Below are 12,309 nucleotides of genomic sequence, written 5' to 3' on the forward strand. Positions count from 1 at the left end.
CTATTATCTTACCCTATTGCGCCGTCTTGGATTCGCACGCCTTAAGGACTACATCAGCGAGCAGCCCCGCCGCATCGCGGGTCTTCGCGGCGGCCGCAGCATCCGACATGCGCTGACGGGCCGCTTCGTCCTCGACGAGGGTTTTAAGGTGCTCGGTGAACTGCGCGCCCTCGACGTCGGCGTCGGCCACGAGGAAGGCCGCGCCCGCCTCCACGCATGCGCGGGCGTTCATGGTCTGATGATCTTCGGTGGCATACGGGAACGGCACGAGCAGCGCCGGGATATGGCGTGCCGAGATCTCGGCGAGCGACGTGGCGCCCGCACGGCTGACGATGGCGTCGGCGGCGGCCATGGCAAGGCCCATCTGGTCGGTGTAGCCCATGAGGCGCCAGCGCTTGGCCTGCTCGTCTGTCAGGGAAAGCTGCTCGGCGACGCTATCGAGCTCCTTGGGGCCCGTGACGTGCACGACATGCAGATCGGGATAGCCAAGCAGCATATCCTTGCGTTGCACGATGGCCGCGTTGAGATGGCGAGCGCCCAAGCTGCCCCCGGTGACGAGGAGCATGCGCGCATCCTCGGGGATGCCGAAAGCCGCACGGCCCTCGGCGCGCGTTGCGGCGAACACGCTTGCGCGCACGGGGTTGCCGGTGAGCACGACGCGGCTTTTGTCGGAAAGCGCTTGGGCGGCATGTTCGTAGGTCAGGCACACGGCGCGGGCCCTACGAGCCAGGTACTTGTTCGCCATGCCCATGACCGAGTTCTGCTCGTGGACCACCACGGGGATGCCGCATTGCTCGGCGGCGCGGGCCACGGGGATGCACACGTAGCCGCCGAAGCCCACCACGCAGTCGGGATGGACCTCCGCGAACCACTTGCGCGCCAGCTTCGTGGAACGCTGGATCTTCATGATGGCCTTGGGAAGCGTGAGCGGGTGGTTGCGGTTGAAGCCGGCGGCTTCGAAGGCCTGGTACGGAATGCCCGCCGCGGGGACGAGGCGCGACTCGATGCCGCCGGGCGTGCCGGCGAACAGCACCTCATGCCCGCGTTCGCGCAGCACGTCGGCGAGCGCGAGGGCCGGATTGATGTGGCCGGCGGTACCGCCGCCGGAAAGGACTATGCGCATGATGTCACCTCCGGGATGAAGAATGCGTTTGACGGCGTCGCGCGCTTTGCGGGGCGCGCGTGCGCGAATCGGCGCGGCCACGGCTGCGCGGCGCGTCGTCGAAGCTGCGGGGGTCGTCGTCGACCGCGCGCACGACGCGCAGGTTCGCGCGGCGTCGATCGTAGACGGTGGTGTTGTCGGCGTTTCGCGCGACGGCCATGATGATGCCGACCATCATGAGCGATGCGATGAGCGACGAGCCGCCTGCGGACACGAACGGCAGAGGCTTGCCCGTGGTGGGCACGAGTCCGATAACGCAGCCCATGTTCAAAAACGCCTGGAACACGAGCATGACGGTGACGCTGCCCGCCACGATGCGCTCGTTGGGCGTTGCCGCGGCGCGCGCGATGCGCATGCCGGCGAACAGGATGCAGCAGAACAGCGCGATGACCACGAGCGCGCCGAGCATGCCGAACTCCTCACCGATGATGGAGAACACGAAGTCGGTCTCGGCCTCGGGGAGGTAGTCGTACTTCTCGCTGGAGTTGCCCAGGCCCACGCCGAACAGGCCGCCCTCGGCGAACGCGTAGAACGAGTGGATGGTCTGGTAACCGTTTCCCCTGCCGCCTTCACCGTCGTTCCAGGGGTTGTACACCACGAAGCGGTCCTGGCGGTAGCCCGAGCCGAACAAGACGATGGCGACGACCGCGACGACTGCCGCGCCGGCGATGGCGAGCATGAGCTTCGCAGGGGCGCCGCCGAACCACAGCACCGCGTACACGCCCACGAAGATGATGATGGTGGTTCCCAGGTCCGACTGCGTGAACAGCAAAAACAACGTGGGAACGGCCACGTATATGGCCGCCCTGATCATGGTGGCGTTGAACTCGGCGCCTTCGTTGAGATCGTCCATGAGGTTGGCGGCCATGAGCACGATGGCTATCTTGGCGAACTCGGAGGGCTGCAGCGAGAAGGGGCCGATGACGATCCAGCGCTGGGCGCCGAGAGCGGCGGCTCCGAAGAGGAACGTGATGACGAGCAGCGCCACGCATACCGCCCAATAGCCTTTGACGATAGCGCTCTTCCAGCCGCTGCGCGGGAGCATGAACCAGATGGCCACGGCGATGACGATGCCGGCCAGGGAATAGATGAACTGGCTGATGAGCTTCGCCGAGGGGTTCTGCTGCGCGATGTAGTCCGAATACGAGATGGTATCGCGCAGATACTGGCCCGCCTCGGTGTCGGCATAGTAGTTCGTGGCGGCCTCGGAAAGGATGGTGACCTGCGAGGCCGAGTAGATCATGACGAAGCCAATGAGCGTAAGGGCCACCACGGCCACCAAAAGCAGCACCTGGGGCCAGATGACCGATTCTGCATCGGAGCGCCTATTGCGCGCGGAAGCCATGCAAAACCGCCCTTACGCGCCAAGCACGGCAGCGCGAGCGGCCACGAGCTTCTTGAATACCTCGCCGCGCTCCTCGAAGGAATGGAACTCGTCGAACGATGCGCAGGCAGGCGAGAGCAGCACCACTTCCCCGGCCTTGGCCCGTTCGAGGGCGACGTCGAGCGCGGCTTCCATATTCTTCGCCGTGAGCAGCTGGAAATCCGCCGGCGCCTGCGCTGCGCGCTCTTGGAACGCCTGGAAGAAGCGATCGCCCGCCGCGCCGAAGCACACCACGGCGCGCGTGTGGACATGGGCCGCCGCGACCAGGTCGGCCAAATCGGTGCCCTTGTCGTCGCCGCCGAGCAGCACGATGGGACGGGTATGCGGGAACGCCGCCAGCGCCTTGAGCGTGGCGTCGACGTTGGTGGCCTTCGAATCGTTGTAGCATTCGGCGCCGCGCACGGTGCCGCAAGGCTCGATGCGATGCTCGAGCGGGCTGAATATGGCAAGCGCTTCACGCACGGCCTCATCGGAAGCGCCGGCGGCCAATGCCGCCGCTGCGGCGGCAAGGGCGTTGCCGGCGTTGTGCGCGCCCTTGATCAGCAGGCTATCGGCGTTGATGAGGGCATGCTCCTGCCCTTTCAGGGCTACGGTGAGCACGCCGTCGCCGTTGATGAACGCGGCGTTTTCGGCACCGCAACGGGCGCGCATGTCGCCCTGCAGGCCATCGGCCGTGCCCATAGGGACCACGGCAAAGCCGCAACCGCCGTCGATGCCGCGCAGGCGGCGAACCTCGGCGCGCACGACGTCGTTGGAAGCGTCCATGACCGCGACCGATCCGGGAACCTGGGCAAGGTTGTCGAGCACCTTCATCTTCGCGGCGGCGTAGTTTTCCAGCGTACGGTGCCAATGCAGATGATCGGGCGTGATGTTGAGCAGCACGGCCACGTTGGGCGCGAACAGCTTCGTGGATGCGAGTTGATACGACGACACCTCTGCCACGTAGACGTCGGTTTCGCCGGCTGCCACGGCGGAAATGCACGTGTCGCCGATGTTGCCGACGGCGGCGCTTGCCATGCCCGCGGCGCGAAGCAGGTGGTTCGTCAGAGCGGTGACGGTGGTCTTGCCGTTGGTGCCCGTGACGGCCACCCACGTGCTGGACTTGTCGGACTCGCGCCACGCGAGCTCGACCTCGCTGACGACCTCGTCGCTTACAGCGGCGGCAGAGCGGTACAGATCGGAGAACTCGGAGATGCCCGGGCTTGCGATGCACAGCTCGAAATGCCCGCCGCAGGCCTTGGCCAGACGATCAACGGCACCTTCGCCGAACTCGACGACGGCGCCGCAGCCGCGAGCCTTGACCGCATACGCGTCGGAGGCGACATTGGACTGCCCGCCGAACACGGCCAGCTGGGCCACGCGGCTGCCGAGCTGCGTCATAAGGTAGTCCACGGCGTCATGGCCGGACTTGCCCAGGCCGAGCACAAGGACGCGGCCCAAGCTTTCGGGAGCGTGTTTTTTGCCTACAAGCATCTTCTGGTTCTCCATACCCTATGCCACCGCCATCAAAGTTTCTGCGAAGTACACGGCGAAGCCGAGCGCGGCCAGCACGCCGGAGACGATCCAGAAGCGCACGACGACCTTCGTCTCGGACCAGCCCTTCTTCTCGAAGTGATGATGAAGCGGGGCCATGAGGAAGATGCGCTTATGGGTTTTCTTGTAGTAGAACACCTGGATCATGACCGATAGGGCCTCGGCCACGAACAGGCCGCCGATGACGAGCACGATGAACTCGGACTTGGTGAACACCGCCAGGCAGCCGAGCGCCATGCCGAGGGCAAGGGAGCCCGTGTCGCCCATGAAGATGTCGGCGGGAAACGAGTTGAACCACAGAAAGCCCACGCAGGCGCCGGCGAGCGCGGCCGCGAAGATGGCGGAGTCGAGCATGTCGGAGCGGTATGCGATGGCCGCCATGACGATCATGACGATCATGACCGTGCCCGCGGCCAGGCCGTCAAGGCCGTCGGTGAGGTTGACGGCGTTGCACATGCCCATAAGCAGGATGTCCACGAACAGGATATACAGCCACGGCACCTCCACGGCACCGAAATGCGTGGTGAGCACGCCCAGGTCAAACGTGTAGATGAACGGGATCTCGACCGTGGGGGCGATGCCCATAACATTGACGGCAACCAGGCCGAACACCGTGGCGATGAGGAACTGGCCGACCAGCTTGGCCTTCGGGGTGAGGCCCAGGCTGCGCTCCTTGACCACCTTCTCGGCGTCGTCGATGAGGCCCAAGCAGCCCGTGAGGACGGTGGCGATGAGCAGCGCGAACGTTTCAGGGGTGGGATGGCCCACGACCAACGCCGTGAGGATGACGGAAACGAGCATGATGACGCCGCCCATGGTGGGCGTGCCCTGTTTCACCAAATGGCTTTCAGGGCCGTCGGCGCGCACCTGCTGGCCGATATGGCTTGATTTGAGGAACTTGATCCACGCGGGCATGAGCACCATGGTGACCGCGATGGCGACCACGATGGCCACGAACACCAAAAACGTGGGGTATGACGCGAATATATGCAACATAGCTATTCAACCAATCCTTCTACCACTTTCTCAAGGCCCATGAAATGCGAGGCCTTCACGAGCACCGCGCTGCCGGAAGCCGCATGCTCGCGAACGTCCGCAAGAGCGGCGGCGCCGTCGGCGACCATCGCGATGCGGTCAGCCGGCATGCCGGCCTTTTGCGCACCGGCCGCGATGCCCTGGGCAAGCTGCCCGACGCACACGAGGCGGTCAAGGCCGCATTCAGCGGCGAAGGCGCCCACTTCCTCATGCAGCTGCGGCGCGAACGAGCCGAGCTCGCCCATGTCGCCGAGCACCGCGATGCGCGCTCCAGCGACATCGAGCGCGGCGAACGTGGAAAGCGACGCGCGCATGGAATCGGGGTTCGCATTGTAGGCGTCGTTGATGACGGTGAAGCCGCCCGGAGCCTCGATGACCTCTTGGCGTCCCGCCTCGGGCTTGGCGCCCGAGAGCGCTTCGGCGACCTGCGCGGCCTCCATACCGGCGGCGAATCCGACGGCGGCAGCGGAGCAGGCGTTGGACACGTTGTGCATACCGCGCAGCTCAAGGGCGCAATCCACGCGCACGGGCTCGGGCATGCCGTCGAACCCGCAGGCGCACAGCGCGAAGCGCGGGCAACCAGCCGCATCGAGGCACACGTCCTCGGACCACACGGCCGGACGCTCCGCATCGACGGCGGAAAGGGCCGCGCGGCGATCGGCGGCCTGAGCAGTGCCGTCGTAGAGCACGCACGTGACGCCGCGGGAATCCAGATCGGCGAACTCGAGCAGCTCAGGCGTCATATCGTTTGCGGCGTTTACGAACGCCATGCCGCCTGCGGGCAGCGCCTCGAGAAGCTCGGCCTTGGCACGCGCGATGTTGCGTCGGCTGCCGAGAAGCTCGATGTGGCTTTCGCCGACGTTGGTGACAAGGCCCCATTGCGGGCGCACGAAACCACACAACTCCTCGAGCTGGTGCAGACCGCGCATGCCCATCTCGACGATGACGTTTCGCGTGTCGGCCTGGGCTGCCAGCACGGTGTTGGGGACGCCGAGCTCGTTGTTCTGGTTGCCCTTCGTGGCGCACACGCTGCCGGCTGCGGCGAGCACGTCGCGCACGAGGTTCTTCGTGGTGGTCTTGCCCGTGGACCCGGTGATACCGATAACGCGGCCTTCAAGGCGGTCGCGCCATGCGCGCGCAAGCGCTGTAACGGCGGCCTGGGTATCGGGAACTTCGATGACGGCGGCCCCGGCGGCTGCGATTTCGTCGGCCGAATCCTGGTCGAGCGCATGCTGCGCGAGCACGCACACCGCGCCCGCAGCCACGGCTGCAGCGGCGAACGCATGCCCGTCCACCCGCTCGCCGGGCAGCGCTACGTACAGCGCTCCAGGTTCGACGTTACGGGAATCCCAGGTCAAGCTGGTAATCTCGCTCTGATGGTTTACGGGGTCGATGGAAAAGGAGCCACCCGTGGCACGGGCGGCTTCGTCGATGGTGAAACGCATTGGTTACTCACAAGCTCCTTCGCCGAATGCACGTTCAAGCTCCTCGCGGGCGACGACGCGGTCGTCGAAGGAGAGCACTTCCTTGCCTACCAGCTGATAGTCCTCGTGGCCCTTGCCGGCCACCAGGACGGAATCGCCGGGCTTTGCAAGCTGGATGGCGTGCGCGATAGCGGCGCGGCGATCGGGCTGCACGTCGAAGCGGCCCTCGCCCTGCCCCATGCCCGCCACGATATCGGCGATGATGGCATCGGGATCCTCGGTGCGAGGGTTGTCGGACGTGACCACGGCATGGTCGGCCGCAAGCGCGGCGCGGCCCATGATGGGGCGCTTGGATGCATCGCGGTCGCCGCCGCAGCCGAACACGCAGATGGTACGGCCGGGCGTGAGCGTCATGATGGACCCGAGGGCCTTCTCCAAGGCATCGGGGGTGTGCGCATAGTCCACGAACACCGACACGCCGCCGTCATGCAGCGTGTGCACGCGCTCGAGGCGACCCGGGATCTGCGGGGCCTCGCGAAGCGCGTCGATGATGGTGGACACGCCGATGCCCAGCTGGATGCCGATGCCGAACGCGCACATGATGTTCTCGACGTTGAACTTGCCCACGAGCGGGTAGTCGAACTCATAGTAGGAGCCGCGCACGTTGAGCGTGATGGAGGTGTGCGTGGGATAGTACTGGACATCCTTGGGATGGATGAGCGCCGAGCGGTCAAAGCCCGTGGTGACCACGCTGTCGCCGGCCTCCGAGCATCGGCGCAGCAGCTCCTTGCCCCACTTGTCATCGATGCAGATGACGCGGCGGGCAGGGTAATCTTTGCTGAACAGGCGCGCCTTCGCCTCGAAGTACGCCTCGAAGGTGTGATGGTAGTCGAGGTGGTCCTGCGTCAGGTTGGAGAACGCCGTGACCGCGAACGACGAGGCGTACGTGCGCTCAAGGTCGAGCGCGTGGCTGGAGACCTCCATGGCCACCACGTCGCAGCGCGCGTCGCGCATGCGGGCGAGCAGATGCTGCAGGTCGGGCGATTCCGGCGTGGTGTGCGAAGATTTCTCATGTACATCGCCGATGACGGTGCCCACGGTGCCGATGACGCCCGTTCGCTTGCCCGCCACGCGGGCGATATGCTCTACCAGGTAGGTGGTAGTGGTTTTGCCGTTAGTGCCCGTGACGCCCACCAGCGAAAGCGCGCGCGACGGATCGTCGTAGAAGCGCGCCGACGCCTCGGCCATGGCCTTGCGCGTGTCGGAAACGACCACTTCCGTGACGTCAGTGGCGTCGGCCAGGTAGACCTTGCGCTCCACCACGAGCACCTTCGCGCCATGGTCGATGGCGTCCTGGGCGAAGGTGTGGCCGTCGGTTTTCATGCCGACGATGCAGAAGAACGCGTCGCCGGGCTTGACTTTATCACTTCGATAGGCGATGCCCTCAACCTCATCTTGCGCGTTGCCGATGATGGTGCAGTCCATGCCTTCAAACAGTTCGGTGCAGGTCTTACCCATTTGGATACCTCACTCAGACGTAATCCCGAATCGATCGATTGCTGCAGTCATTATATCCTTAAAGATAGGCGTGACGACACCGTCCCCAGGAACCTCATTTGCGCCCACAAAGCACACGAGTTTGCTTGACGAATCCGCCAAAAAGCCCGTGAACGCCAAGTTGTACACGTTCTTGCGGTAGCCGCCGTTCTCCTCATCGTAGATCTCGGCCGTGGAGGTCTTGCCGGCCACGTTGAACCCGTCGATGGCGGCCTTTTGACCCGTGCCATCGGTAACGACGGTTTTGAGCATCGATTGCATGTCGCCGAGGGCATCGGTGTTTTCGATGACCTGCGTGGTGTCGTAAGTGGGCGTGGTGCCGCTTTGCGGCATGCCGATGAGGAAGTGCGGCACGCACTCGACGCCGTTGTTCACGATGGCGCCGTAGAATCGCGTCATCTGCAGCGGGGTGACCGACACGCCCTGACCGAACGAGACGTTGTACGCCTGCACGGCCGACCACTGGTCATAGGGCGCGAGCATGCCGAGCACGTCGGTGCCCTCCTCCCCTTCGCCGGGATAGTCCACGCCGGTGTCGGAGTGGAGGTTGTAGCGGACGATGTGGTTGTACAACTCCTCGAAGCCCATCTTCTCCGTGGCAAGCGAGATGCCGATGTTGGAGGATTGGTCGAGGATCTGGCGCAACGTGAACGTGGCGTCGCCGCGCTCGTGTGCGTCGGAGATGGTGTAGCCGTCCGCGGTGATCGAGGCCGGGCAGAACAGCTCGGAATCGGGCGTGAGCGTGCCCGTCTCCAAGATGGCCATGGCCGAGACCGACTTGAAGATGGAGCCGGGTTCGAACAGGTCGGTGACGCACTTGAGCTGCATGGCGCCTTCCTTGACCTCGCTTCGGTCGGCGGGGTTGAACAGCGGAAGGGATGCGGCGGCGTAGATCTCGCCGGTGGAGCCGTCCATGAGCACGGCGGAGCCGCCCGTGGCGTTAAGACCCTTGCAACCCGACGTCAGGGAATCCTCCACCTGGCGCTGCAGCTCGATGTCGATGGACACGACGATGTCCTGCCCGTCGATGGCGTCCACCTTCTCGTGCGTGCCGCTGGGAATGAGCTGGCCGGTCTGGCCGTATTCCTGCTCCATATAGCCCGGCGTACCGGAGAGCACGTCGTTGTACTGAGCCTCAAGGCCGCAGATGCCGTAATAGTATTCGCGGTTCGTGTCCGAATCCACGCCGATGCTGCACGCACCGACCACCTGACCGCCCACCTGGGCGTTCGGGTACTCGCGACGGCTTTCGGAAACGTAGTGGATGCCCGAGGCGATGGTTTCGGCCTTGCGGCCTGCCGCTTTGGCGTCGGCCGTCTCCTTGTTCTGCGCCTCCTCGACGCGCTCGGAGGCCAGCTGCCTGACCTCGTCGCCGACGGAGGTGTCAGCCTTGCGCTTGATGATCGAATAGTACGTGTCGCTGGCGGTGACCTTTTCCAGATAGTCCTTCGCCTCGCCGCCGAGCACCTGCGCCAGGATGCCCGCGGTCAGGTTGGGGTCGCTCACCTCGACGGGGTTGACGTAGATGGTGGTCGCGTCGACGCTGGTGGCGAGCACCACGCCGTTGCGGTCGTATATGGTGCCGCGGCGCGGCTCGAGCACGATCTTGGACGTGCGCTGCGCCTGGGACTGCTCGGTGAACTCGGGGGCCTTGATGACCTGCAGCCACACGAGCTTGCCGAAGAACAGCGCCACGACAAGGCCGAACAGGAACAGGGGCGCAAGCGCGCGCTCGGCATTGAGGAACGCGAGGAAGCCCGCAATGCCCGATTTGGGCTGGACGGGCTGGCGGTGGGATGCTCCGTTTCGCGAGCGGGACGTGCGCGCATCGCGCTCGGAGCGCGCGTTGCGGGAACGGCCCTGCCCCGAAGCGCCGTGACGCCCGGAGCGGTATGCGCTGCGGGCGTCGGTGCGGCTTGCGTGTTGGCCTGACGAACGGCCGGATCTGCTGTTGTTCGCGCGACGCTGGGCATCGCGGGCGCCGCCGTCGTTGCGAGGCGGGCGGTTTCGATTCTGCATAACGGGCTACTCCCCGGCGTTGGTGGCGGTCTCCACGCTGCGGGACAGGGAAAGCGACCCATCGTCGTTGGTGGAAACCACGTCTTCGGGCATGTTGATGGTACCCACTTCCGCAGGCGCCGCCATGCCGAGCTTCTCGGCCTGCATGCGCACGCGGGTGGAGTTGGAAAGCAGGCTTTGCGTGACCTCGAGCGAGCTGCCCTCGGCGCGGGCATCGTCGATCTGGCTGGAAAGCGCCTGGGATTGCATGGAGGTGGTCACGGTGGCCGCCGAAAGGGTGAGGCTTGCGATGCCCACCAGGGCCAAAACCGCCATGACGATGATCGCCGCCTTCAGCACGAGGCCGGGCGTGACGGTGGAGGCGGGAGCGGCGGAGCGGGTGCGCTGGCCAGGCACGACGGAGATGCGCGTGCGTGGGGCGCGCTCGACGGCGCGTTCGGGATACAGGGAATACGCAGGCTGGGCGCTCATGCTCCACCTCCTTTCGTGTTTCTGCTTCGTTTACGGTGGCACGTTGCGCGAACGGGTTCGCTCGGTTGTCGTGTTGTTGCTGTCGTCGTGCTGCGCTACAGCTTCTGCGCCACGCGCAGCTTGGCGCTGCGGGCGCGGGGGTTGCGCGCTATCTCATCGGCCGTGGGGACGATGGGCTTTCGGGTAAGCACCTTGAGTATCGGCTCCTTGCCGCACATGCACACCGGAAGATCGGGCGGGCAGGTGCAACGGTTCGCGAAGCTTTGGAACATATCCTTCACGATGCGGTCCTCAAGCGAGTGGTAGCTGATCACGCAGATGCGCCCGCCGGGGTTCGCCCAGCGGATGGCAGCTTCCAGGCCGCTTTTCAGAACGTCGAGCTCGCCGTTGACCTCGATGCGCAGAGCTTGAAACGTGCGTTTGGCAGGATGTCCGCCAGCGCGGCGCGCGCTTGCCGGGATGGACGCCTTGATGACGTCGACCAGCTGCGCGCTCGTTTCAAGCGGGGCCTTCTCACGGGCGCGGACGATGAAGTCCGCGATGCGGCTGGCCCACCGCTCATCGGAGTAGGAGCGGATGATCCGAGTGAGGTCTGCTGCGTTGTAGGTGTTCACGACCTCTGCTGCGGTTAGGGTGTTTTTCCCCGGATCCATCCTCATATCAAGCGGGCCGTCCTCCTTGAAGGAGAAGCCCCGTGATGGCGTGTCAATCTGAACGGAGGATACGCCGATGTCGAACAAGAACGCGTCCACACCGGGAACATCCACGCTCAGAAGCGCTTCGTCCATGTTGCCGAAGTTGTTGCGCACCAGTTCCAGATGCGGGCGCAACTCATCGGGCAGCGAGCCGAGTTTGCGGGCGGCCGCGGCAAGCGCCACGTCGTCCTGATCGATGCCGATGAGGGTGCCCCCGCATCCGATGCGCTGGGCAACTTCGAAGGAATGCCCTGCCCCGCCGAGCGTTGCGTCCACGAACGTCTGCTGCGGTTTGAGGTTCAAGTGCTCGAGGCACTCGGGGAGCAGGACCGGTATATGCCGAAACTCTTGGTTTGCCAATTCGCTCACGCCTTCCGATTAGCTGAACAACACGCTCAAGTCGATGTCGTCATCCTGCTCATCGAAGCGCTTTGCGTCCCAGATCTCGAAGTAGCCCGTGTTGCCCAATGCGACGACGTCCTTGTCGATGCCGGCCTTCTGACGCAGCTCGGCGGGGATGCCGATGCGCCCGGCGTTGTCGACGCTGACGTTGTTGGCGCGGCTCTTCAGCTTGCGGCGCAAGCCGACGTGGGCTTTGGACGTGGGGTCGTAACCGCCGAACTTGCTATCGAACAGCGACACGATCCAGTCCTCGAACGCCTGAGGCTCGAATGCGTACAGGCACTCGTCATCGGGGCTGAGGGTTACCACCAGATCTTCCGAAAGGACTTTGCGAAACGCGGCGGGCAGGGACATACGGCCCTTGGCGTCTACCTTGTGTCGGTAGGAGCCGTTCATGTCGATCGGCTTGTCGACGCCTTCTGCCATGCCTTCCTTCCGCTGCTTTCCGTTTGTTCCGTTCGGTGTTTGGGATTCTACCCCACTTCATCCCACTTCGCAACATCTTGCGGCACGTTTTGGGCGGTTTTGCACAGGCGTTGACCCCTTGTAACCTGCCTGATTCATTCGTAAAACAGGCAGTTTCAGGGGTGGTTTCCATATGGTGCGCAAGGTGGTTCGCCAACCACA

General features: G+C 64.8%; 10 protein-coding genes. All 10 read right to left on the minus strand.

Going from position 1 to position 12,309, the window contains the following annotated elements; translation table 11 throughout:
* Nucleotides 1-13: 13 nt before the first annotated feature.
* Complete coding sequence (murG, locus tag Q0G75_RS06410; RefSeq protein ID WP_294416273.1) at nt 14-1,123, minus strand: undecaprenyldiphospho-muramoylpentapeptide beta-N-acetylglucosaminyltransferase; 1,110 nt, start codon at nt 1,121-1,123, stop codon at nt 14-16.
* Nucleotides 1,124-1,127: 4 nt separating this feature from the next.
* Nucleotides 1,128-2,507 carry a putative peptidoglycan glycosyltransferase FtsW gene (locus Q0G75_RS06415; protein ID WP_294416274.1) on the minus strand — a complete coding sequence of 460 codons (1,380 nt, stop codon included), beginning with the start codon at nt 2,505-2,507 and terminating at the stop codon, nt 1,128-1,130.
* Between the two features lie 12 nt (nt 2,508-2,519).
* The gene (gene murD, locus Q0G75_RS06420) at nt 2,520-4,034 is read right to left on the minus strand and encodes a UDP-N-acetylmuramoyl-L-alanine--D-glutamate ligase (protein ID WP_294416275.1); all 1,515 of its coding nucleotides are present in this window, start codon (nt 4,032-4,034) and stop codon (nt 2,520-2,522) included.
* 3 nt (nt 4,035-4,037) lie between these two features.
* Nucleotides 4,038-5,075, minus strand: a complete 1,038-nt coding sequence (gene mraY, locus Q0G75_RS06425; protein WP_294416277.1) for a phospho-N-acetylmuramoyl-pentapeptide-transferase — start codon at nt 5,073-5,075, stop codon at nt 4,038-4,040.
* A 2-nt stretch (nt 5,076-5,077) separates the two neighbouring features.
* On the minus strand, nt 5,078-6,559 hold the full coding sequence (gene murF / locus Q0G75_RS06430) for a UDP-N-acetylmuramoyl-tripeptide--D-alanyl-D-alanine ligase (protein WP_294416278.1): 1,482 nt from the start codon (nt 6,557-6,559) through the stop codon (nt 5,078-5,080).
* Between the two features lie 3 nt (nt 6,560-6,562).
* Nucleotides 6,563-8,056 carry a UDP-N-acetylmuramoyl-L-alanyl-D-glutamate--2,6-diaminopimelate ligase gene (locus Q0G75_RS06435; protein ID WP_294416280.1) on the minus strand — a complete coding sequence of 498 codons (1,494 nt, stop codon included), beginning with the start codon at nt 8,054-8,056 and terminating at the stop codon, nt 6,563-6,565.
* A gap of 9 nt (nt 8,057-8,065) precedes the next feature.
* Entirely contained in the window at nt 8,066-10,114 is a 2,049-nt protein-coding gene (locus Q0G75_RS06440; protein ID WP_294416282.1) for a penicillin-binding protein 2, read from the minus strand.
* Nucleotides 10,115-10,120: 6 nt separating this feature from the next.
* Nucleotides 10,121-10,585 carry a hypothetical protein gene (locus tag Q0G75_RS06445; RefSeq protein ID WP_294416283.1) on the minus strand — a complete coding sequence of 155 codons (465 nt, stop codon included), beginning with the start codon at nt 10,583-10,585 and terminating at the stop codon, nt 10,121-10,123.
* A 95-nt stretch (nt 10,586-10,680) separates the two neighbouring features.
* Complete coding sequence (gene rsmH, locus Q0G75_RS06450; protein ID WP_294416285.1) at nt 10,681-11,640, minus strand: 16S rRNA (cytosine(1402)-N(4))-methyltransferase RsmH; 960 nt, start codon at nt 11,638-11,640, stop codon at nt 10,681-10,683.
* An 18-nt stretch (nt 11,641-11,658) separates the two neighbouring features.
* Nucleotides 11,659-12,108, minus strand: a complete 450-nt coding sequence (locus Q0G75_RS06455; RefSeq protein ID WP_114620302.1) for a division/cell wall cluster transcriptional repressor MraZ — start codon at nt 12,106-12,108, stop codon at nt 11,659-11,661.
* Nucleotides 12,109-12,309: the final 201 nt, after the last annotated feature.

It is taken from the genome of uncultured Senegalimassilia sp., from assembly GCF_934636665.1.
In the GTDB taxonomy this organism is placed as follows: domain Bacteria; phylum Actinomycetota; class Coriobacteriia; order Coriobacteriales; family Eggerthellaceae; genus Senegalimassilia.

What these genes read in the sequence shown, in the direction of transcription:
- Q0G75_RS06445 (WP_294416283.1), bottom strand. Translation starts at nt 10,585, where the DNA reads ATGAGCGCCCAGCCTGCGTATTCCCTGTATCCCGAACGCGCCGTCGAG.
- murG (WP_294416273.1), bottom strand. Translation starts at nt 1,123, where the DNA reads ATGCGCATAGTCCTTTCCGGCGGCGGTACCGCCGGCCACATCAATCCG.
- mraY (WP_294416277.1), bottom strand. Translation starts at nt 5,075, where the DNA reads ATGTTGCATATATTCGCGTCATACCCCACGTTTTTGGTGTTCGTGGCC.
- Q0G75_RS06435 (WP_294416280.1), bottom strand. Translation starts at nt 8,056, where the DNA reads ATGGGTAAGACCTGCACCGAACTGTTTGAAGGCATGGACTGCACCATC.
- Q0G75_RS06415 (WP_294416274.1), bottom strand. Translation starts at nt 2,507, where the DNA reads ATGGCTTCCGCGCGCAATAGGCGCTCCGATGCAGAATCGGTCATCTGG.
- Q0G75_RS06440 (WP_294416282.1), bottom strand. Translation starts at nt 10,114, where the DNA reads ATGCAGAATCGAAACCGCCCGCCTCGCAACGACGGCGGCGCCCGCGAT.
- Q0G75_RS06455 (WP_114620302.1), bottom strand. Translation starts at nt 12,108, where the DNA reads ATGGCAGAAGGCGTCGACAAGCCGATCGACATGAACGGCTCCTACCGA.
- murF (WP_294416278.1), bottom strand. Translation starts at nt 6,559, where the DNA reads ATGCGTTTCACCATCGACGAAGCCGCCCGTGCCACGGGTGGCTCCTTT.
- murD (WP_294416275.1), bottom strand. Translation starts at nt 4,034, where the DNA reads ATGGAGAACCAGAAGATGCTTGTAGGCAAAAAACACGCTCCCGAAAGC.